Here is a 20,291-nt window from a genome sequence, read left to right on the forward strand (position 1 = left end):
TCCGGTCGGCGGCTGCCATCGTACTTCTCGACCTGCGGCACGACGACGTGCGCAGGAGGGAGCCATCCATGACAGAGCAGTCAGTGCCCGAGCGATCAGAGCCCGAGCAGTCAGCGACGGGGACACCGGCCGGACCACGTGCCCGTCGCTCGGTCGTCCGCGGGGCCGGTGCGGCCGTCGCCGCGGTGTCCATCGCGGTCGCCGCCTTCGGATCGATCACGTCGGCAGCAGCCGGGGGCGATCCCACCAGGTCCGTGACCCTCGTCGCGCCCGCCGCAGCGGGTGGTGGCTGGGACGGCGTCGCCCGGTCGATGCAGCAGGCGCAGCGCGCGAACGGCATCGTGAACTCGGTCCAGGTCGTGAACATGCCCGGCGCCGGCGGCACGATCGCGCTCGGCAACGTCGCCCGGCTCGCGGGGCAGACCGACACACTGCTCGTCGGCGGGACGGGACTGCTCGCGGCGGAGATCCAGTTCGGGTCCGCGGTCACCCACGACGACATCACGCCGCTCGCGGTCACCGTCGAGGAGTACGACGTCATCGTCGTGCCCGCGGACTCGCCCTACGAGACGCTCGACGACCTGGTCGCTGCGTGGCGTGAGCGTCCCGGCTCGGTGCCGTGGACGGGTGGCGGGTCGTTCGACCAGCTCGTCGTCACCGACCTCGCCGTCTCGGCGGGCATCGACCCCACCGAGACGAACTACATCCCCTCGGACGGCGGCGGCGAGGCGATCCAGGCGCTGCTCAACGGCACGGCCGCCGCAGCGTCGGGCGGCTACCCGGACAACATCGACCAGATCGAGTCCGGCCGGCTGCGGGCCCTCGCGCTCGTCGCCGCGGACCCGGTCGAGGGCATCGACATCCCCACGGCCGTCGAGCAGGGCCACGACGTCACCCTGACGAACTGGCGCATGATCGCCGCGCCGGGAGGACTCGACGACGAGCAGCGGACACAGCTCACCGACATCGTGCTCGACACGCTCGAGACCCCCGAGTGGGCGGATGCCATGGAGCGGTACCACTGGACCGAGCGGATCATCACCGGCGAGGACCTCGACGCGTTCATCGACGAGGAACGCGAGCGGATCCAGGGACTGTACGAGGAGCTGGGCCGATGAGCCGTCCGAGCAACCCCACGTCGTCGTCCGCGGTCGTCGGGCAGCGGCTCACGCTGCGGGCCGACCCCGGTCGCGTCGCCGCGGTCGCGAAGGAGCTGACCACCCCGGCGCTCTTCACCGCCTTCGCGGTCTACCTCGTCGTCGGCATCGTGACGATGGAGGTCCCGGCCGGTACCGCGTTCCCCGGGCCCGCGGTCTTCCCCGGGCTCGTCGCCGCGGCACTCCTGCTGCTGGCCGCCCTGCTGGTCGTGCGGTCCGTCCGGACCGCGCGCGGGCGGCGAGCCGCGGCGGTCGGTGCACTGCCGGAGCCCGGCGTCGACACCGTGGAGGCCGTCCACACCGTCGACGGCACCGGCACCGGCACCGGCACCGAGACCCCGCGCGCCGTCCGCGTCGACTGGCGTTCCCTGGCCTGGGTCGTCCTCTCCTTCGCCGGCTTCGCGCTGCTGCTCGGCGTGCTCGGGTGGATCGTCGGTGCCGGGCTACTCTTCCTCGGCGTCGCGAAGGGGCTCGGCGCCCCGGGCTGGCTGCGTCCGCTCGTCGTCGGGCTGACCGTGAGCGCGATCAGCTACATCGCCTTCGACATGCTGCTCGACCTGTCGCTGCCCTCGGGCATCGTCGGATGGGAGTTCTGACGTGGACGTCCTCGGTCTCCTCGGTGACGGCTTCGCCGGCGCCCTGACCCCCGCCAACCTGCTCTGGGTCGTCGTCGGGTGCCTGCTCGGTACCGCGGTCGGCGTCCTCCCCGGCCTCGGCTCGTCGATGGCCGTGGCACTGCTGCTGCCCGTGACGTTCTCGCTCGACCCGACGGCGGCGTTCATCATGTTCGCCGGCGTCTACTTCGGCGGGCTCTTCGGCGACTCGACGATGGGCATCCTGATGAACACGCCGGGGCAGGCCTCGGCGATCGCCTCGACGTTCGAGGGCCACAGGATGGCGTTGAACGGACGAGCGGCCCAGGCGCTCGCGACCGCCGCGATCGGGGCGTTCGTCGGCGGGATGATCGCGTCGGTCCTGGTCGTCTTCCTCGCGCCGGCCCTCGCGACGTTCTCGTCGAGCTTCGGGCCGGCGGAGTTCTTCGCCCTCGCGCTCTTCGCGTTCGTCACGACGTCGTCGGTGGTCACCGACGACGCCCTGAAGGGCCTCGGATCGCTCTGCCTCGGGCTCGGCATCGCGGTGATCGGGGTCGACGGCATCTCCGGCGCACCGCGCTTCACCATGGGCGTCCCGGAGCTGTTCGACGGCATCTCGCTCGTCACGGTGACGGTCGCGGTCCTGGCGCTCGGCGAGGTCATCTACGTCGCCTGCCTCGCCCGGCACCTGAAGGACGGCCGGATGGTGCAGGCGACCGGCCGCCCGTGGCTGTCGAAGAAGGAACTCCGGGAGGCCACGCCCGCGTGGCTGCGCGGCACGGCGATCGGGCTGCCCTTCGGCGTCGTCCCCGCCGGCGGGTCGGAGATCCCGACCTTCCTGGCCTTCGGGCTCGAGAAGCGACTCGACGCACGCCGCAAGGACCCGCAGTTCGGCAAGGGGGCCATCCGCGGCCTCGCAGCGCCCGAGGCGGCGGGCAACTCGACGACCGGCATGGCGATGGGCGCGCTGCTCTCCCTCGGCCTGCCCGTGTCGGCGACCGCGGCGATCATGCTCGCCGCGTTCCGCCAGTACGGCCTGCAGCCGGGGCCGCTGCTGTTCGACCGGTCCCCCGACCTGGTGTGGGCGCTGCTCGCCTCGTTCTTCATCGCGATGGTCGTGCTGCTCGTCATCAACCTGCCGTTCGCGATGCTCTGGGCGAAGCTGCTGCGCATCCCGCGGGCGTACCTGTACGCGGGCATCGCGGTCTTCTGCGGACTCGGGATCTACGCGACGAGCGGTTCGGTGTTCGACCTGCTCATGCTGCTCGGCATCGGGCTCGTCGGGTTCCTCATGCGGGCGCTCGACGTGCCGCTCGCGCCGCTCATCATCGGCATGGTGCTCGGTCCGTTGGCCGAGACGAGCCTGCGGGACGCGGCACTGAGTGCCGACGGCGACTTCTCGGTCCTGGTGGCCGGACCGATCCCGATCGTGCTGTACGCCGTGCTGGCGGTCGTGGTCGCGGCCACCGTCACGGGTCGGGTCCGGGCACGGCGGGCGGCGCGGCGCGAGTTGGTCGACGCGTAGTCGGGTCGGACCGGGCACCGCGACGGACGGGAGGCGCGTGGCGGCGCCGCACCGCGCCTCCCGTCCGGTACCGGGTCGGGTCGGGAGGTACGCGCCGGGCGAGCACCGCGCCTCCCGTCCGCAACGCGGCGCGCTACGCTCGACCCGTGCGCGCGACCGTGCGGGACGTGGCGGCCCTCGCCGGGGTCTCCCCGAAGACCGTCTCCAACGTGGTCAACGGCGGCGTGCCCGTCCGGCCGGCGACCCGTGAGCGCGTCGAGCGTGCGGTGGCGGAGCTCGGCTACGTACCCAACCTGTCCGCCCGCGGACTCCGCAACGGGCGCTCCGGCGCGATCGCGCTGACGCTGCCGGAACTCGGCAACGCGTACTCCGCGGAGCTCGCGCAGTGGTTCGTGGAGCTCGCGCGCGAGCGGGGCTGGACGGTGCAGCTCGACCAGACGGGCAACGATGCCGAGCGTGAGCGCGAGCTCGTCTCGCGGGCCCGCGCGCACCTGGTGGACGGCCTGGTGCTCAACCCGGTGTCGCTCAGCGCGAGCGTCCTGGCCGAGACCGAGGGGCTGCCGCCGACCGTCGTCATCGGTGAGGTGGAGCCCGAGCGGGTCGACCAGGTGCACGTCGACAGCCGCCGCGCCGCCCGGGAGGTCACGACCCACCTGCTCGACCGCGGGCACCGCCGGATCGCCGTCGTCGGAGCGGCCCGGGCCTCCGACGCCACGGCGACGAGCGAGCTCCGCGACCAGGGCCACGCGGATGCACTCGGTGCGGTCGGCCTCGAGGTCGACCCCTCCCTGCGCGTGCCACTGCCCGCGTGGACGACGAGCGCAGCCGCGTCGGGCTTCGCGGGATGGCTCGACACGCACCCGCTGCCGGACGCCGTGTTCGCGTACACGGACTCGATCGCGTTCGGCGTGCTGCACGTCCTGGCGGCCCGCGGTGTCCGCGTGCCGGAGCAGGTGAGCGTCGTCGGGTTCGACGACGTGGACGCGGCAGCCTTCGCGATCCCGGCACTCACGACGGTGTCGTTCGACCGGCGGGCCTTCGCGACGGCGGCACTCGACCTGCTGACCCGGCGCATCGCCGACCCGTCCGCTCCGCCGGAGACCGTCGTCGTACCGCACCGCATCGTCGAGCGCGCGAGCGTCTCCGACCGCTGACCGCTGACCACTGACCGCTGACCGGCCACCCGGTCCCGCACGCGTACGGTGCGCCGCATGAGCGCCGACGACCCCGCGATGCCCGTGCTGACCGCGACCGTCCTGCAGTCCCCCGACCCGGTGCGCCTCGCACGGTTCTGGGGCGCCCTGACCGGGTGGACCGCGCACGAGGACGGCCCGACGTGGCTGCGGGTCCGCCCGGCCGACGGCGGCGTCGGGCTCTCGGTGCAGTACGACGACGCCTACCAGGCACCGATCTGGCCGCCGGTCCCGGGCACGCAGGGCATGCAGCTGCACCTCGACCTGCAGGTGGAGGACCTCGGCGCAGCGACCGCCCGGGCGCTGGAACTCGGTGCGACCGAGGCGGCGTTCCAGCCGCAGGACGACGTGCGGGTGCTCCTCGACCCCGACGGGCACCCGTTCTGCCTGTTCCTGCCCGGCGCCTGACCGCACCCGGCGGCGCGGCAACGCGCGGCGCGAGGTGCTTCCGCACAACCGGAAGCCCGTCGCGCCACGCGTTCACGCAGTTCGACGTGCTTCCGGTTGTGCGAGCGCGCGAGCGCACGCGCCGCGCTCGTGCGCACGCGCCGCGCGCCAGCGCGCGCCACCCGCGAGCTCAGCCCGCGGCGGGTCCCGCGGAAGCACCCGCCGCGTCGAGCACGACCTCGCGGGTCTGCTGCGCACCGAGGATCCGGAAGTGCCCGCCGACGGACACCCGCACGTTCGTGGCCCCGGCGAGCTCGCTGCCGCCCGGGATCAGCGTGTCGAACACCCCGTACACGGACGTGATCCTGGCGTTCACCGCGAGGTCCCGCCCGAGCGCCGCGAGCACCGGGTCCGCCGCGCGGAAGGCCCGCAGGTGCGGCACGGGCGCCAGCCGCGCGTAGACCGACCCGCCGAACGGGGTCGACACCGCCACCATCCGATCGATGCGCTCCCCCTCGGGCAGCGTCATCGCGTACTTGCCGATCAGCCCGCCCTTGCTGTGCGCCACGACCAGCACACCGCGCAGGTCCTGTTCCTCGAGGTACGCCAGGACCTCGCGGGCCGACTCCGGCACGGGCCGCAGGTTGTGACGCAGGACGGGCAGCACGTGCACCGGGTGCCCCGCGTCGTGCAGCGCGTCCATCAGCGGCCGCATGAAGTGCCAGGTCTCGTAGACGCCGGGCACGACGACGACCGGCTGGCCGTCGCCGGTCCGGTAGTCCTCGGCGGTCGTCGGTCCGGTGCTCCGCAGCTGCCACCGGGCGGCGTACCACCAGTCGAGCACGGCCCACCAGGCACGGCGCAGCAGCGGCACACGGCCTGGAGGCACGGCCGCCGTTCCCGCCGCCGCCGGCGTCCCCGGGGTGGTCGGGTCGCTCACCGCGCCGGCCCTGTCGTCGGGCCGTCGGTCGCCGAGTGCTCGCCGACCGTGTCCTCCGTCGTCTGCACGCGGCGGAACTCGTCGACCAGGGCAGCGAACGCTCCGGGCTGCCGGTCCTGCACGTGGTGTCCACCCGGCAGCTCGACCAGGGCGCCACGACGTGCCGCGGTCGCGAGCGCCGCGGCCCAGTCACGTCGCCCGATGGGGTCCTGGTCCCCGCGCACGACGAGCACCGGCTGCACGAGTCCCGGGACGGTGTCCTCGAGCCGGTACCGGAGCATCGGCCGCAGCTGCCGGACGTACTGCCGCAGGCTCCGCAGGTAGTCCGTGAGCACGACGAGGTTCATCCGCGGGTCCTCGACGAGGCTGTCGCGTCCGAGGTCCGTCGCCTGCTGCAGCAGCGTCCGCCGCGCCGGGTCCACGACGGGACCGATCAGGACGACCGCGGTCACCGCATCCGGGTGCCGTCGGGCGGCCTCGGTGACGACCTGCGTGCCCATCGACTGGCCGACGAGCACGAGGTCGCCGGCGCCGCGCGACCGGACGGCTGCGACCACGAGGTCACCGAGCTCCTGCAGGTCGAGCGCCCGACCGGCCGGGGGCAGACCGCCGAAGCCCGGCAGGTCGACGGCCACGGTCCGGTAGGTGCGGGCGATGTGGCGCTGCGTCCGCTCGAAGGAGCGGGACGACATCCCGATGCCGTGCACGAGGACGACCGTCGGCGTGAGGGTGTCGTGCAGCCGTCCCGCCGGCGCGAGCGTCCGGAGCCGCACGGGCAGCCCGCCGACCTCGAAGGACTCCACCCGTGCACCCACGGTGCGAACCTACCCGGCGGTTCCCAGCGCGGTACCAGCCCGGTCGGCGGGCACCTCTCGACGCCGGGTCGACGCGGCCCTAGGCTCCGCAGCATGCGCAAGGTGACCTCAGGGCTGTTCGCATCGGTCGACGGTGTGGTGCAGGACCCGTACGAGTACCAGTACGACTCGTTCGACGCCGAGCTCGGCACCGCCATGACGGCGTGGATGGAGCGGACCGAGACGGTGCTGCTCGGCAAGCAGAGCTACCTGGAGTGGTCCGAGTGGTGGCCCCAGCACGAGGACGACCCCTTCGGCCGGTGGATCAACCCGATCGAGAAGCACGTCGCCTCTACCACCCTCGGCGACGACCTGACGTGGCAGAACGCCCACCGGATCCAGGGCGACGTCGACGAGTTCGTCCGCGAGCTCAAGGCCGGTGACGGCGACATCGCGGTCACGGGCAGCGTCACCCTGGTGCGGCACCTGCTCTTCGCCGGCCTCCTCGACGAGCTCCAGCTCATGGTGCACCCGGCGATCGCCGGCGCCGGGCGGAGGCTCTTCGAGCCGACCGACCCGCCCACCCGCCTGCGCCTCGTGCAGAGCGTGGTGACCAGCAGGGGGAACGTGCTGAGCACCTACGCGCCGTTCGACGCCTGACGGCGGCGGGACGGGCCTCCCGTCCGGGTCCTGCGGGACCGCTCCATCGGCAGCCGGACGGGCAGGTGGACGGACCGGACCCGAGACCGGCGTACCCTTCTGGGTGGCCGTCGACCGCACCACCCTGGAGAACACCATGTCCGAGGACACCCGCCCGCACGTCGTCATCGTCGGGGGTGGTTTCGCGGGGATCGCCGCCATGCGCGAGCTCGCGGACGCTCCGGTCCGGGTGACCCTGGTCGACCGGCACGTCTACAACATGTTCCAGCCCCTCATGTACCAGGTCGCCACCGGCGGCCTCAACGCGGGCGACGTCACCTACTTCCTGCGGAGCCTGCGGGCGAAGCAGTCGAACGCCGACTTCCGGCACGGGCTGCTCACCGGCATCGACACCGAGCACCGGATCGCCGAGATGTCCGACGGCGAGCACCTGCACTACGACTGGCTGATCCTGGCGAACGGCGTCAACACGAGCTACTTCGGCACGCCCGGTGCGTACGAGTACGCGTACTCGATGTACTCCCGATCGCAGGCCCTCCGGATCCGCGACGAGCTGTTCACCCGCCTCGAGCAGGCCGCCGCGCAGCAGGGCCCTGACGAGATCCGCGTCGTGATCGTCGGCGGCGGCGCGACCGGCGTGGAGATGGCCGGAGCCCTCGCCGAGCTCCGCGACCAGGCCCTCGTCGGGGCGTACCCGGAGATCGAGCGCGGCAACATCTCGATCACGCTCGTGCACCGCAGCGGGGAGCTCCTCAAGCCGTTCGCCCCGCGCCTGCGCCGGTACGCGGCCAAGGTGCTCCGGAAGCGCGGGGTGGTGCTCCGGCTCAACACCGGCGTCGCCGAGGTCAAGGAGGACGGGGTCGTCACCGCCTCTGGCGAGTTCATCCCCGCGTCGCAGGTCATCTGGGCCACCGGGGTCGCGGCGCACAAGGAGGTCTCGGGCTGGGGCATGCCGCAGACCCACGGCGGCCGCATCCAGGTGAACGACGACCTGAGCGTCAAGGGCGTGGAGCGGATCTTCTCGGCCGGCGACATCGCGGCGCAGGACGACGCCCTCGCGCAGCTCGCCCAGCCCGCGCTGCAGGGCGGCAAGCACGTCGCCCGACAGGTGAAGCGGCTCCTCGAGGGCAGGTCCACAGAGCGGTTCAAGTACTTCGACAAGGGCACGATGGCGACCATCGGGACGAACGCCGCGGTGGCGCAGCTGCGCGGCGGCATCACGATGGTCGGCCCCGTGGCCTGGGCGGCATGGGTCGCGGTGCACATCGCCTCGCTGCTCGGCAACGGGAACCGGCTGTCGACGCTGTCGCACTTCTTCGTCCGCTACCTGTGGTTCATGCGGAAGCGTTCGATCCCGATCGTCGGCGACGTCCGGCCCGTGCGCCCGAACGGCGACCGCGAGCCGGAGCCCTGGCAGATGCAGAAGGCCGAGTAGCGCCGGACGCCGCGGGCGCGCCGCTGCTCAGCGCGCGGCGACGTGCGCGTACGCCCCGGCGGCGATGTCCTCGAGCAGGGTCGGCCCGGTCGGCTCCCACCCGAGGAGCTCCTGCGTCGCGGTCGACGACGCCGACATCTCCGCGCCGAAGAACCCGCCGATGAACCCGAAGTGCGCAGCGGCGTCCGCGGGGTCGACGCTGGTGACCGGCAGCCCGAGCGCGTCCCCGATCGCCGCGGCGATGTCCCGCGTGGGGATCCCCTGCTCGGCGACGGCGTGCAACCGGGAACCGGCCGGAGCCTGCTCGAGCCCGAGCCGCACCATCCGGGCGGCGTCCGTGACGTGCACGGCCGCCCATCGGTTGCTGCCGTCGCCGACGTAGCCGGACACCCCGCGCTCGAGTGCGACCCCCACCAGGTACGCGACGAAGCCGTGGTCCCCGACACCGTGGGTGGTCGGGCTGAACCGCGCGGCGATCGAGCGAACCCCCTGGTCGACGAAGTCGAACGCCCGGTTCTCGCTGCCACCGCGCGGGCTGTCCACGCCCGTGAACGGCGAGGGGTCGTGCTCCTCCGCCGGACGACCCGGTGCCAGGGCGGCGACCCCGGAGGCCACGACGAACGGCCGGTCGGTGCCCACGAGCGCGGTCGCGAGGGTCTCGACGGCGGCACGCTCGGTGGCGTTCGTCGTCGCCTGGTCGGACCAGTCGTGCTTGTTCGCGAGGTGCAGGACGCCCTCGGCGTCAGCCGCGCCCCGGGCGAGCACCGCGAGGTCGTCGAGGTCGCTGCGCACGACGGTGACGCCCTTGGCCGCGAGCGCCGTCGCCGATGCGTCGGAGCGGGCGAGACCGGTGACGTCGTGTCCGGCGGCGAGCAGGTCGTCGACGGTGTGGGAGCCGATCCAGCCGGATGCCCCGGTGACGAAGACGTGCATGTGCGTTCCTTCCGCAGGGCCCACGACCCGATGTCATGGACTGACATCACCGTAGCACTCGATGTCAGCGACTGTCATCAGTAGGATCGTCCCATGGCGCGATGGCGATCCGGCACCCGGGAACGACTGCAGGCGACCGCGCTGCAGCTCTTCGCCGAGCACGGGTACGACGAGACGACCGTCGCCGAGATCGCCGCGGCCGCCGAGGTCACCGAGCGCACCTTCTTCCGGCACTTCGCCGACAAGCGCGAGGTCCTGTTCGCCGGCCAGGACGACTTCTCCGGCATGTTCACCGGCCCGGTCGCCGACGCTCCCGACGACACCCCGGCGTTCTCGCTCGTGCGTCGGTCGCTCGACTCCGCGGCGGCGTTCTTCCCCCGCGACCGGCGCGACTGGTCGCGGGGACGGCAGCGGGTCATCGACGCCGTCCCGGCCCTGGGTGAGCGGGAGCTCGGCAAGCTCGCGACCCTGAAGGTCCACCTGGGCGACGCACTGCGCGCACACGGGATCGACGAACCGGCGGCCACGATCGCCGCGGAGACGGCGGTCACGGTGTTCCACCTGTCCTTCGCGCAGTGGATCGCCGACGGCGAGGACCGCGACTTCGCCGCGATCGTGCACGAGCGTCTCGACGCCCTGACGCGGGTCGTGCACCCCGGTTCTTGAGCATCCTCTTACCCGAGCAGGGCAAGCTCGTCGTCAACCGTTCGACCGATCCTCGCAGGGAGGAACCGTGGCGACGAACACTCTCGCGCCCGAGCACGCCCGGACGACCGACCAGAGCACCACGGTCGGCCGACGGTCCGGTGCTGCCCCGGCGCCGCCGCCGCCCCCGCTGACCCGCCGGGCTCCGGCCCTCGACGGGCTGCGCACGATCGCCATCGCCATGGTGATCCTGTACCACCTGCACGTGCCGCAGTTCGAGGGCGGCTTCGTCGGTGTCACCGTGTTCTTCGCCCTGTCCGGGTTCCTCATCACGACGCTCCTGCTCGGCGAGCACCGGAAGACCGGGCGGATCCGCCTCGGGAACTTCTGGCTGAAGCGCCTGCTCCGGCTCTACCCGGCACTCGTCGCCCTCGTCGTGGTCGGTCTGCTGCTCTGGAACTGGGTCGGCGACTACAAGGGCGCGTCGTTCGGCCCCGGCGAGGCGGCGTTCATCGCGCTGACCTACACGGGCAACCTGTTCCGCTCCTTCTGGGACACCACGCAGGGCGTCTTCGCGCACACGTGGTCCCTGTCGATGGAGGAGCAGTTCTACCTGGTCTGGCCGCCCGTCCTGGTGCTGCTCTTCCTGGTCCGCGCCCGCCGTCGGTGGCTGATCGCCGGACTCGGCACGGTCATCGTGGCGTGCTCGGTCGTCGCCGGCCTGGTCTACGCGAAGCCGAACAGCGGCGCGACCCCCGACGTCTACTTCTCCCCCGTCCTCGGGGTCGTCCCACTGGCGACGGGCTGCCTGCTCGCCCTGTTGCTCGACGACGAGCGCATCCGCACCTGGGCCGCGGGCATCGCCGGGCACGTCGCGACGTGGACCGGCATCCTCCTGCTCGCCGGGGTCATGCTCTGGATCGGCGACGACTGGGCCCAGCACGCGTGGACGTTCAGCGTGGTGCTGCCGCTCACGGGCGTCGTCTCCGCGGTGCTCATGGGCGGGCTGGTGTCCGTGCGGTCGCCGCTGTCGGTCGCGCTCGCCTGGTCGCCCGTCTCGTGGTTCGGCCGTCGCGTGTCGTACGCCGCGTACCTCTGGCACCCGCTCGTCATCGCGCTCCTCGACCCCTTCGCCGTCGGACCGTGGGGCAAGGTGCTCATGATCGCCGTCGCCGTCATCGTGGCGATCGGCGCCGCCTACGCCGTCGAGGTCCCCGTCGAGAAGGCGCAGAAGCGCTTCCGCGAGGCACGCCGGGTCGCCGCGGAGGACCGCGCCGAGCGCGCTCGCGTCACCTCCTGACGACCGCACCCCGCGTCCGGTGCCGCGACCGACCGTCGGACGGGAGGCGCGCAGCACGGCCGCCACGCGCCTCCCGTCCGACGGTGCCTGGGTGAGGGCGTCGTGACCGTTCCGTAGGCTCGCCGGCGTGACCACGGAACGCGTCGACGTGCTCGTCGTCGGCGGCGGACCCGTCGGCCTGTTCGCCGCCGCGCTCCTCGAGCGGAGGGGCGTCACGGTCGCGGTCTGGGAGCGACGCGACAGCGACCCGACCGGCTCTCGGGCGATCGGGATCCACCCGCCGTCGCTCGACGCCTTCGCCGCGATCGGTCTCGACACCGCGGTCCTCGCCGAGGCGACGCTCGTCCGCACGGGCGTGGCCAGGAGCCGTGGTCGGGTGCTGGGCACGCTGTCGTTCGAGCGGGCGTCGCCGACCCACCCCTACGTCGCCACCCTCGACCAGCACCGGACCGAGACCCTGCTGCGCGGCCGGCTCGCGCCCGGGGTGCTGCGGACGGGAACGACGGTGACCGGCCTCTCCCGCCGGCACGGGCACGTCGTGGCGCACGGCGTCGGGGCCGACGGTTCCGCGGTCGCCGTCGAGGCAGCCTTCGTCATCGGGGCGGACGGCGCGCGGAGCGCGGTGCGCGACCTGCTCGGCATCGCGACCTCGGGGCGGGACTACCGCGACCGGTACGTGATGGGTGACTTCGCCGACCCGGAGCCCGGGACGGCCCGGTCGTCGGCGTTGGTCGACGTCGGGCCGGACGGCGTCGTCGAATCGTTCCCGCTCCCCGGAGGTCGGCGGCGGTACGTCGCCCTCGTACCGGAGGACGTCGCGCCCGCGGCCGCCGGCGGCACCCCGGATCCGGGGACCGCGGCACGGCTGGCCGCGATCGTCGCGGAGCGGACGGGTGCCGTACCAGACCCCTCGACCTGCACGATGACGAGCGGGTTCCGCGTCCGCCGCCGTGCGGCCGCGCGGGTCGGCGTCGGTCGCGTGGTGCTCGTCGGCGACGCCGCCCACGAGATCAGCCCCATCGGCGGTCAGGGCATGAACCTCGGGTGGCTCGACGCCGCTGCGCTCGCGCCACTGCTGGCAGAGGCGGTCCGGTCGGGCACGTCCGGTCCGTGGCAGCAGTCCGCGAACGCGTACGCCGTCGGTCGGCAGGCTGCGGCGCGACGAGCCGCGCGACAGGCGGAGCTGAACATGGCGCTCGGGCGGCCGACCGGTGCGCTCGGGTCGGTGGGGCCGGTGGGTTCGCTCGGGTCGTTCGGGCGCGAGGCGCTGCTCCGGACGGTGCTGGCGCTGCCCACGGCGCACGGCCTGGCGGGCGTGTACGCGATGCGGTGGGCCTGAGCAGGGCTGGTGTTCCTGCGGCTGCTGTTGCGGCCGGTGCCGGCGCCCGGGCTGTTGCCGACGCTCGGGCTGTTGCCGGCGCTCGGGCTGTTGCCGGCGCTCGGGCTGCTGGTGCTCGTCAGGCGACCAGTCGTGCGCCGGCTACGCCGAGTTCGACGACGAGCACGAGCGACGACGCGATGACGAGGCGGAACAGCGCCCGTGTGGGACGACCGGCGAACACGAGTCGGATCCCGACCACCGCGAACACGACCACCACGAGGGCACCGACGACCGCGAGCACGACCGCTGCGGCGCTCCCCCCGCCGTCGCCGCCGCCGAGCTGGCCGCCGAGCACCAGCGCGGCCGCGACCACGAGCGACCCGAACGCCAACGTCCCCGCGCCCCGGAGCCCCAGCCGGTGCGGGAACCCGCGGACTCCGGTGGCCGCGTCGTCGAGCAGGTCGGGCAGGACGTTGGTGCAGTGGATCGCGACGCCGAAGACGGCGCCGGTCGCGATCGCCCACCACGCCGGCCACGCACCGGCACCGCCGGCGGCGACCGACACGACGGGGAGCAGGCCGAACGCCACGACGAACGGCACGACGGACCAGACCGTGCGCTTCAGACCGGCGTCGTAGGCCCAGCCAGCCGTGACGAGGACGACGTGCGCGACCGCGGCGACGGGCCCGAGGACGATCGACAGCAGCACGGCGGCCGCGGCCGTCGCGAACGCCGCGGTCCGGACCGTGCCGACGGCGATGAGCCCGCGGGCGACGGGCTTGTCGCTGCGGCCGACGGCCCGGTCGCGGTCGGCGTCGATCCAGTCGTTGGCCAGGCCGATCGACAGCTGCCCGGCCACGACGGCGAGCGCCACGAGCACGACGAGCCACCAGGGGTGCCCGACGGCTGCGGCGATCACCGTGGCGAGGACCGTCACCGTGACGGTCGGACCGGGGTGCGAGGACGCGAACAGCAGGCGGACGGTCGAGGGCCTGCGGGTGTCGCTCACACCGGCGAGCGTACGGACCGACGGCTGCACGGGCGCGACGGCGGCCACGGCCCGCGGCACCTCGGGTGTCGAGGCGACGCGGGCCGTGGCAGGCTGCGGTCAGGCCGCGGGGATCAGGCCGTTCGGGTTCAGCACGTACTTCGTCGCGGCACCCTTGTCGAACTCCTCGTACCCGCGCGGGGCCTCGTCGAGGCCGATCGGCTTCGCGTTGACGTTCTTCGCGATGCTCGTGCGGTCGTGGAGGATCGCCATCATCAGCTGCCGGTTGTACTTCATCACCGGGCACTGGCCCGTGGTGAACGACAGCGACTTGGCCCACCCGGTGCCGAGGCTGAGCGACAGGGCGCCCTTCTTCGCGGCCTCGTCGACACCGCCCGGGTCACCCGTGACGTAGAGCCCGGGGATGCCCAGGGCCCCACCGGCGGCGGTGACGTCCATCAGCGAGTTGAGCACGGTCGCGGGCGCCTCGTGCCCGGAGCCGGAGCCGTGGCCCTTCGCCTCGAAGCCCACGGCGTCGATGCCGCAGTCGACGAGGGGTTCGCCGAGGATCTGGTCGATCTGGTCGGCCGGGTCGCCCTTCGTCAGGTCGACGGTCTCGCACCCGAAGCTGCGCGCCTGCGCCAGGCGGTCGGCGTTCATGTCGCCGACGATCACCACGCTCGCGCCGAGCAGGAACGCACCCGTGGCGGCGGCGAGACCCACGGGTCCGGCACCGGCGACGTACACGGTCGAGCCGACCTCGACCCCGGCGGTCACGGCGCCGTGGAAGCCCGTGGGGAAGATGTCGGACAGCATCGCGAGGTCGAGGATCTTCTCGAGGGCCTGGTCGCGGTCCGGGAACTTCAGCAGGTTCCAGTCGGCGTACGGCACGAGCACGTACTCGGCCTGCCCGCCGACCCAGCCGCCCATGTCGACGTAGCCGTACGCGCTGCCCGGGCGGTCCGGGTTCACGTTGAGGCAGATCCCGGTCTTCCGCTCCTTGCAGTTCCGGCAGCGCCCGCACGCGATGTTGAACGGCACCGAGACGATGTCACCCACCTTGATGAACTCGACGTCCGGGCCGACCTCGACGACCTCGCCGGTGATCTCGTGCCCGAGCACCAGGTCGGTCGGAGCCGTGGTGCGGCCGCGGACCATGTGCTGGTCGCTGCCGCAGATGTTCGTCGCCACGGTGCGCAGGATCGCGCCGTGGTTCACCTTGCGTCCGACGTTCGCCGGGTTCACGCCGGGTCCGTCCTTGAGCTCGAACGTCGGGTAGTCGGTCTCGATGACCTCGACCTTCCCGGGTCCCTTGTACGCGACTGCGTGGTTGCTCGCCATGTGATCCTCCTCGATCGGTCGGCGGCGGCACGTGCGGGGAGCGCGCAGCACTGCGGTGCGCTCCTCGTCCCGTCGAGGGGCCGTCTCCGTCGACGGGTGTCCGGACTGTACCTCGCGTACCCGAGGGCGACAAGGACGGTGCACGACTACCGGATGACGTCCGTGTCGGGTGGTGCACCTGGCGGTTTCGGGCGTACCTGGTCGATCCGGGCGTACCTGGTCGTTCGTTCTCGTTAGGTATGCCCGTTTCCGCTTTCCATCGCAGCCGCTATGGGAAAGAACGGGCAGCGCAACACCAGCAGCACAGCAGCGCAGCACCGGCCTGCGCAGCACCGGCAGCGCCGCGCTCAGCGCCGCCCTCAGGCCGTCGCCGCCCGCGCGGCCGATCGCCCGCGCCGCCGCCGCCCGAGCACCCCCGACGCCAACGCGATCCCGAGCAACACGACCACCCCGCCCACGGGCCTGTTCCACCGCAGCGGCTCCCCCAGCACGAGGACCCCGAGTGCCACCCCGACGACCGGCGTCAGGTAGGTCACCGTGGAGGCCCGCCCCGCGCCCCACGCCCCGACCAACCGGGTGTTCCACGCGTAGGCCAGCCCCGTGCCCACCGCACCGAGCGCGACCATCGCGGCCACGATCCTCCAGTCCAGCTGCACCGGACCGGTGGCGATGACGGGCGCGACGAGCAGCATGAGCAGCGCCGCCAGGCTCAGCTGCACGGTCGCGACGGTCGTCGGGTCCTGCCTGCTCCCGACGCCGAAGCGGCGGAGCCACGCCAGGCCGATGCCGTACGAGGCGGTCATGCCGAGCAGCGCGAGCTGCCCGGGGACGGTGGCGAGCACGGCCGGGTCGCCGACCAGGTCCCAGGGTCCGACGAGCACGAGCACCCCGACGATCCCGAGGGCGATGCCGCCGAGCTGCCGGCGGCTCAGTCGCTCGGACGGCACGAGCACGGCGAGCGCCAGCAGCGTCATGATCGGCGTCGTCGCGTTGTAGATGCTCGCCAGACCGGACGGCACGGTCTGCTCCGCCCACGCCATGAGCGACGACGGCACCGCGTTCAGGAAGACCGCGACGACGAGCAGGTGCCCCCACACGCGCGGCTCCCGCGGCCACCGCCGACGGGTAACGAGCAGCACGACGACGAGCGTGAGCGCCCCGAGCACGGTGCGCACGGTGGCGACCTGCTGCGGGCCGAGCCCCTCGAGGCCGATCTTCGCGAAGAAGAAGCTCGAGCCCCACGTGAGGGCGACCAGGACGTAGAGGAGGGCGTTCACGAGCGCTAGCATCGACCACCACGCGGGCATGTGTCGAACGACTGCACCGCATGACGGCATGAAGGGAACGCATGGCCCTCTCGATCCAGCAGCTCCGCGCGTTCGTCGCGACCGTCGACGCAGGCTCCTTCACCGGCGGCGCCACCGCGCTGGGAGTCGGCCAGTCCGCCGTGTCGCACGCCGTCGCCGGGCTCGAGCGCGAGGTCGGCGGCCCCGTGGTCCGGCGCGGCGGCGCCGCGGTCGTGACCCCGCTCGGCGACCGAATGCTGGCGCACGCCCGCAGCGTGCTCGCCTCGGTCGACGCCCTGGAGGCCGTGGTGCGGCCCGCCACGGCCCGCGGCACCGTGCGCCTCGCCGCCGTGCCGACCGTCTGCCAGGGCCTGCTGCCGCGGCTCCGCGAGCTGTGGGCGGTGACGCTGCCCGACGTCGACGTGCAGGTCTACGAGGGCGACGACGACGAGATGCCCGAGTGGCTCGAGGGCGGCACCGTGGACGCGGCCGTGCTCGTCGACCCGGTGCCGGTGCCCGACGGCGGAGTGGTCGTCGCGCGTGACGAGATGGGCGCCGTCGTGCGGCGGGACCACCCGCTCGCGTCGAGCGCGGCGCTGTCGCTCGACGACCTGCACGAGGACGGTCTGGTGGCCGGTGGCGGCGGGTGCGAGCACCAGATCCAGCGGATGCACGAGCTCGCCGGGCAGCCGTTCCGCTGGGCGCACCGCGTGCGGGAGATGAGCACGATGTTCGGCATGATCCAGCGCGGCGAGGGGGTGTCGATCGTGCCGACGCTCGGTCGTGTGATGCTGCCCGACGACCTGGTGATGCTGTCCGTCGAACCGCGGTACGTGCGGACGCTGGTGCTGAGCGGGCCGGCGTCACGGCCGTGGCACCCGTTGGCGCAGGCGCTCGTCGACGCGGTGTGACGCGGCCGGGCACGGCTTCTCCGACCTTCGGCCGATCCGCCCGCCGCAGTCGGTTCCTAGGCTCGGAGACATGACCGCCACCGTGCTCCCGCCCGTGCCCCTCGGCCGACGCGTGTTGGCGCAGTCCTGGAGGCTGGTCGTGGCGGCGCTCGCCGGTCTCGTCGTGTTCGGAGCCGTCTGGTCGACGCTCGACGGCGCGCAGTGGAGCGACGCACGGCTCGGGGCGGCGCTGATCGTCGACGTGGTCGTGGGCGTCGCCGCACTCGCGGTGGTGCCCTTCCGGCACCGCGCCCCGCTGCTCGTCGGCGTGCTCGTCATCGCCGGGAGCACCGTCTCCACCCTCGCGGTCGGCGCGGCGGTCCTCGCGCTGGTCTCCCTCGTCACGAGGCGGCGACCACTCGAGATCGCGATCGGCAGCGCGCTCTTCATCGTGTCCTCGCTGTTCGGTGAGGGGCTCTACCCGAGCGAGGACTCCACACCGCTGTGGCAGACGTTGATCGCCGCCGCCGTCGGCACCGCCCTGCTCGTCGCGATCGGCGTCGCGATCGGGCAGCGCCGCGCTCTCGTCCAGTCGCTGCGGGAGCGGGCCGCCCTGCTCGAGCGGGACCAGCAGCTCCGCGAGGACCGCGCCCGGGAGCAGGAACGCGCGCACCTCGCCCGCGAGATGCACGACGTGCTCGGGCACCGGCTGTCCCTCGTCGCCCTCCACGCCGGAGCCCTCGAGTACCGAGGCCGTTCTCTGTCGCCCGGCGAGACGGTCGAGGCCGCCGGGGTGGTCCGCGCTGAAGCGCACGCAGCACTCACCGAACTCCGCGACGTCCTCGGGGTGTTGCGGGACCCCGGTGACACCGCCGCCGTCAGCGGGACCGCGCCCCCGCAGCCGACCTTGCGGGACCTGCCCGCGCTGCTGCAGGAGGCGCGCGCATCAGGTGCGCTCGTGACGGCGACGGTCGACGACGCGAGCGCCGGAGCACCGGACGCCGTGGGGCGCCACGCCTACCGGGTGGTGCAGGAGGCACTGACGAACGCCCGTCGGCACGCGCCCGGACAGCCGGTGACCGTCGCGGTGGACGTCCTCGGTGATCCCGCGCTCCGGGTGCGGGTCAGCAACCCGACGGCTGGACCACCCCTGCCGGACTCTCCACCGTCGGGTGGCCACGGTCTCCGCGGCCTCGCCGAACGTGCGCGACTGGTCGGCGGGACCTTCTCGGCCGGACGCGACGCCGACGGCACCCACGTGGTCGAGGCGGTGCTCCCGTGGACGGCGTGAGCGCACCGATCCGGGTGGTACTCGTCGACGACGACCACCTCGTCCGGGCCGGACTCCGGCTGCTCCTGAGCGGCGACGACGGCATCGAGGTCGTCGGCGAGGCCGGCGACGGACTCGAGGCCGAGGGGGTCGTCGCGTCCGCAGCACCCGACGTCGTGCTCATGGACATCCGGATGCCCCGGTGCGACGGGCTGGCGGCGACCGAGCGGGAGCTGCGGAAGCAACCGGAGCTCGCCGTGCTCGTGCTGACCACGTTCCAGGACGACGACCTCGTCCTCGGGGCGCTGCAGCGCGGCGCGCGCGGGTTCCTGCTCAAGGACACCCCGCCGCAGCGGCTCGTGGAGGCGGTCCGCACCGTCGCTGCGGGGCGGTCGATCCTGTCGCCCTCCGTGCTCGACCGCGTGATCGCCTTCGCGGCGAGCAGTGGTGCGGGCAGTGGCGGCAGCAGCGGCACCGCGTCCGTCTCCGCGGCCGCCAGCGACGGCGGTGCCGAGCGCGCGCTCCTGGCAGCGCTGACCGAGCGCGAGACGGAGGTCGCCCTCGCAGTGGCCGCCGGCGCCTCGAACGCGCAGATCGCCGCGGACCTGTTCGTGAGCCTGGCCACGGTCAAGACGCACGTCGGCCACGTGTACGAGAAGTTCGGCGTCGACAACCGCGTGCAGCTCGCCCTGGTCGTGCACGCCGCCCGCCGAGGAGCCTGAACGCCGACGCCGACCCCTCGGCAGGATGGAACGCGTGCCCGACATCCACGTGAAGACCTTCCGCGACCCCGACGAGGCCACCGCCGAGGCAGCCGGCTTGGCCTGGCTCACCGAGGCCGAGGAGACCGGCGGCACCCGGATCGCCCGTGTGCTCGACCACCCGCAGCCGACCGTCCTGCACCTGGAGCGCATCGCGGACGGCTCCCCGACGCGGGCGCAGGCCGAGCGCTTCGGCCGGTCGCTGGCACACACCCACGCTGCCGGTGCGTCGCACTGGGGCGCGCCCTCCCCCGGCTTCCCGACGAGCGGTGGGCTGCGGATGGGCCGCTCGCGCACGTTGTTCACCAGCACGGCCGACGCTCCGGCGAGCTGGGGCGCGTTCTTCGCGGAGTACCGCATCCGCGACTTCGTCCGCCGCATCGTCGACCGGGGCGGGTTCGACGCCGCCGAGGCCGCGGTGTTCGACCGCGTGGCCGACCGGCTCGAGGACGGCACGCTCGGCTCGCCGCAGCCCCGCCTGGTCGGGGACGCGCCGGCACGGATCCACGGCGACCTGTGGGCGGGGAACGTGCTCTGGCCGAGGGACTCCTCGGAGCCGACCGGCGCCGTGCTCATCGACGCGACACCGCACGGCGGGCACGCGGAGACGGACCTGGCGCTCCTGGCGCTGTTCGGTCTCCCCCGTCTCGAGACCGTGCTCGCGGGCTACGACGCCGAGTCCCGGCTCGCCGACGGGTGGCAGGAGCGCGTCGAGCTGCACCAGCTCGCGCCCCTGCTGCTGCACGTGTTCCTGTTCGGCGGGTCGTACACCGACCACGCCCTGCGCGCCGCCCGCCGGTACGCCTGATCACAGCAGGGACACGGACCGCACGGTCTTAGGAAGCACCAAGGCCGTCCATCGGATCGGGTGA

The 20,291-nt window shown here is 73.3% G+C and carries 20 protein-coding genes; 14 read left to right on the forward strand and 6 right to left on the reverse strand.

From position 1 onward, the window contains the following. Positions 1 to 68: 68 nt before the first annotated feature. The 5 genes from LCG91_RS12920 (at position 69) to LCG91_RS12940 (ending at position 4,876) form a co-directional block, all read left to right on the forward strand. Positions 69 to 1,118: a tripartite tricarboxylate transporter substrate binding protein gene (locus LCG91_RS12920; RefSeq protein WP_224441622.1), complete on the forward strand. Its 1,050-nt coding sequence runs from the start codon at positions 69 to 71 to the stop codon at positions 1,116 to 1,118. Continuing rightward, positions 1,115 to 1,753, forward strand: a complete 639-nt coding sequence (locus LCG91_RS12925; RefSeq protein WP_111227681.1) for a tripartite tricarboxylate transporter TctB family protein — start codon at positions 1,115 to 1,117, stop codon at positions 1,751 to 1,753. The genes LCG91_RS12920 and LCG91_RS12925 overlap by 4 nt, the downstream gene beginning before the upstream one ends. A gap of 1 nt (position 1,754) precedes the next feature. After that, positions 1,755 to 3,275 (forward strand): tripartite tricarboxylate transporter permease, encoded by a 1,521-nt coding sequence (locus LCG91_RS12930; protein WP_058749623.1) that lies wholly within the window; start codon positions 1,755 to 1,757, stop codon positions 3,273 to 3,275. Between the two features lie 146 nt (positions 3,276 to 3,421). Then, entirely contained in the window at positions 3,422 to 4,429 is a 1,008-nt protein-coding gene (locus tag LCG91_RS12935) for a LacI family DNA-binding transcriptional regulator (protein WP_058727965.1), read from the forward strand. 57 nt (positions 4,430 to 4,486) lie between these two features. Beyond that, positions 4,487 to 4,876, forward strand: a complete 390-nt coding sequence (locus LCG91_RS12940; protein ID WP_224441623.1) for a VOC family protein — start codon at positions 4,487 to 4,489, stop codon at positions 4,874 to 4,876. Positions 4,877 to 5,045: 169 nt separating this feature from the next. Here the strand turns inward: LCG91_RS12940 and LCG91_RS12945 are convergent, their stop codons facing one another. Further along, on the reverse strand, positions 5,046 to 5,795 hold the full coding sequence (locus tag LCG91_RS12945) for an alpha/beta hydrolase (RefSeq protein ID WP_318010438.1): 750 nt from the start codon (positions 5,793 to 5,795) through the stop codon (positions 5,046 to 5,048). Next, positions 5,792 to 6,610 carry an alpha/beta fold hydrolase gene (locus tag LCG91_RS12950; RefSeq protein WP_224441624.1) on the reverse strand — a complete coding sequence of 273 codons (819 nt, stop codon included), beginning with the start codon at positions 6,608 to 6,610 and terminating at the stop codon, positions 5,792 to 5,794. Before LCG91_RS12950 ends, LCG91_RS12945 begins: the two co-directional genes overlap by 4 nt. Before the next feature lie 93 nt (positions 6,611 to 6,703). Here LCG91_RS12950 and LCG91_RS12955 point away from each other — a divergent pair, with 93 nt between their 5' ends. Together LCG91_RS12955 and LCG91_RS12960 are read left to right on the forward strand one after the other, a co-directional pair. After that, positions 6,704 to 7,249 carry a dihydrofolate reductase family protein gene (locus tag LCG91_RS12955; protein WP_224441625.1) on the forward strand — a complete coding sequence of 182 codons (546 nt, stop codon included), beginning with the start codon at positions 6,704 to 6,706 and terminating at the stop codon, positions 7,247 to 7,249. Positions 7,250 to 7,352: 103 nt separating this feature from the next. Beyond that, complete coding sequence (locus LCG91_RS12960) at positions 7,353 to 8,684, forward strand: NAD(P)/FAD-dependent oxidoreductase (protein ID WP_224441626.1); 1,332 nt, start codon at positions 7,353 to 7,355, stop codon at positions 8,682 to 8,684. 27 nt (positions 8,685 to 8,711) lie between these two features. Here LCG91_RS12960 and LCG91_RS12965 read toward each other — a convergent pair whose 3' ends face one another. Beyond that, positions 8,712 to 9,617 carry an SDR family oxidoreductase gene (locus tag LCG91_RS12965; RefSeq protein WP_224441627.1) on the reverse strand — a complete coding sequence of 302 codons (906 nt, stop codon included), beginning with the start codon at positions 9,615 to 9,617 and terminating at the stop codon, positions 8,712 to 8,714. 93 nt (positions 9,618 to 9,710) lie between these two features. Between LCG91_RS12965 and LCG91_RS12970 the strand changes: the two genes are divergently transcribed. The 3 genes from LCG91_RS12970 to LCG91_RS12980 all read left to right on the forward strand — a co-directional run bounded on the left by LCG91_RS12970 (position 9,711) and on the right by LCG91_RS12980 (position 12,901). Then, positions 9,711 to 10,283: a TetR/AcrR family transcriptional regulator gene (locus LCG91_RS12970; RefSeq protein WP_224441628.1), complete on the forward strand. Its 573-nt coding sequence runs from the start codon at positions 9,711 to 9,713 to the stop codon at positions 10,281 to 10,283. A gap of 67 nt (positions 10,284 to 10,350) precedes the next feature. Continuing rightward, positions 10,351 to 11,562 carry an acyltransferase family protein gene (locus LCG91_RS12975; RefSeq protein ID WP_224441629.1) on the forward strand — a complete coding sequence of 404 codons (1,212 nt, stop codon included), beginning with the start codon at positions 10,351 to 10,353 and terminating at the stop codon, positions 11,560 to 11,562. A gap of 127 nt (positions 11,563 to 11,689) precedes the next feature. After that, on the forward strand, positions 11,690 to 12,901 hold the full coding sequence (locus tag LCG91_RS12980; protein ID WP_224441630.1) for an FAD-dependent oxidoreductase: 1,212 nt from the start codon (positions 11,690 to 11,692) through the stop codon (positions 12,899 to 12,901). Positions 12,902 to 13,019: 118 nt separating this feature from the next. Here LCG91_RS12980 and LCG91_RS12985 read toward each other — a convergent pair whose 3' ends face one another. The 3 genes from LCG91_RS12985 to LCG91_RS12995 all read right to left on the reverse strand — a co-directional run bounded on the left by LCG91_RS12985 (position 13,020) and on the right by LCG91_RS12995 (position 16,489). Further along, positions 13,020 to 13,892, reverse strand: coding sequence for a UbiA family prenyltransferase (locus LCG91_RS12985; RefSeq protein ID WP_224441631.1), 873 nt, complete (start codon positions 13,890 to 13,892; stop codon positions 13,020 to 13,022). A 99-nt stretch (positions 13,893 to 13,991) separates the two neighbouring features. Then, positions 13,992 to 15,212 carry a formaldehyde dehydrogenase, glutathione-independent gene (gene fdhA, locus LCG91_RS12990; RefSeq protein ID WP_058727957.1) on the reverse strand — a complete coding sequence of 407 codons (1,221 nt, stop codon included), beginning with the start codon at positions 15,210 to 15,212 and terminating at the stop codon, positions 13,992 to 13,994. Between the two features lie 359 nt (positions 15,213 to 15,571). Beyond that, positions 15,572 to 16,489: a DMT family transporter gene (locus LCG91_RS12995; RefSeq protein WP_224441632.1), complete on the reverse strand. Its 918-nt coding sequence runs from the start codon at positions 16,487 to 16,489 to the stop codon at positions 15,572 to 15,574. A 71-nt stretch (positions 16,490 to 16,560) separates the two neighbouring features. Between LCG91_RS12995 and LCG91_RS13000 the strand changes: the two genes are divergently transcribed. The 4 genes from LCG91_RS13000 (at position 16,561) to LCG91_RS13015 (ending at position 20,227) form a co-directional block, all read left to right on the forward strand. Further along, positions 16,561 to 17,409 (forward strand): LysR family transcriptional regulator, encoded by an 849-nt coding sequence (locus LCG91_RS13000; protein ID WP_224441633.1) that lies wholly within the window; start codon positions 16,561 to 16,563, stop codon positions 17,407 to 17,409. Positions 17,410 to 17,479: 70 nt separating this feature from the next. Continuing rightward, entirely contained in the window at positions 17,480 to 18,679 is a 1,200-nt protein-coding gene (locus tag LCG91_RS13005) for a sensor histidine kinase (protein WP_058749409.1), read from the forward strand. Beyond that, a complete protein-coding gene (locus LCG91_RS13010; RefSeq protein ID WP_224441634.1) occupies positions 18,667 to 19,380 on the forward strand; it encodes a response regulator transcription factor in 714 nt (237 codons plus the stop codon). Before LCG91_RS13005 ends, LCG91_RS13010 begins: the two co-directional genes overlap by 13 nt. 34 nt (positions 19,381 to 19,414) lie before the next feature. Next, positions 19,415 to 20,227, forward strand: a complete 813-nt coding sequence (locus LCG91_RS13015) for a fructosamine kinase family protein (RefSeq protein ID WP_224441635.1) — start codon at positions 19,415 to 19,417, stop codon at positions 20,225 to 20,227. The last annotated feature ends 64 nt before the right edge of the window (positions 20,228 to 20,291 follow it).

Source organism: Curtobacterium sp. TXMA1, from assembly GCF_020162095.1.
Classification (GTDB): domain Bacteria; phylum Actinomycetota; class Actinomycetes; order Actinomycetales; family Microbacteriaceae; genus Curtobacterium.

Bases quoted from the DNA above. Each gene is read 5' to 3' on its own strand.
- LCG91_RS12920 (WP_224441622.1), top strand. From the start codon at position 69: ATGACAGAGCAGTCAGTGCCCGAGCGATCAGAGCCCGAGCAGTCAGCG.
- LCG91_RS13005 (WP_058749409.1), top strand. From the start codon at position 17,480: ATGACCGCCACCGTGCTCCCGCCCGTGCCCCTCGGCCGACGCGTGTTG.
- fdhA (WP_058727957.1), bottom strand. From the start codon at position 15,212: ATGGCGAGCAACCACGCAGTCGCGTACAAGGGACCCGGGAAGGTCGAG.
- LCG91_RS13000 (WP_224441633.1), top strand. From the start codon at position 16,561: ATGGCCCTCTCGATCCAGCAGCTCCGCGCGTTCGTCGCGACCGTCGAC.
- LCG91_RS12925 (WP_111227681.1), top strand. From the start codon at position 1,115: ATGAGCCGTCCGAGCAACCCCACGTCGTCGTCCGCGGTCGTCGGGCAG.
- LCG91_RS12970 (WP_224441628.1), top strand. From the start codon at position 9,711: ATGGCGCGATGGCGATCCGGCACCCGGGAACGACTGCAGGCGACCGCG.
- LCG91_RS12955 (WP_224441625.1), top strand. From the start codon at position 6,704: ATGCGCAAGGTGACCTCAGGGCTGTTCGCATCGGTCGACGGTGTGGTG.
- LCG91_RS12940 (WP_224441623.1), top strand. From the start codon at position 4,487: ATGAGCGCCGACGACCCCGCGATGCCCGTGCTGACCGCGACCGTCCTG.
- LCG91_RS12965 (WP_224441627.1), bottom strand. From the start codon at position 9,617: ATGCACGTCTTCGTCACCGGGGCATCCGGCTGGATCGGCTCCCACACC.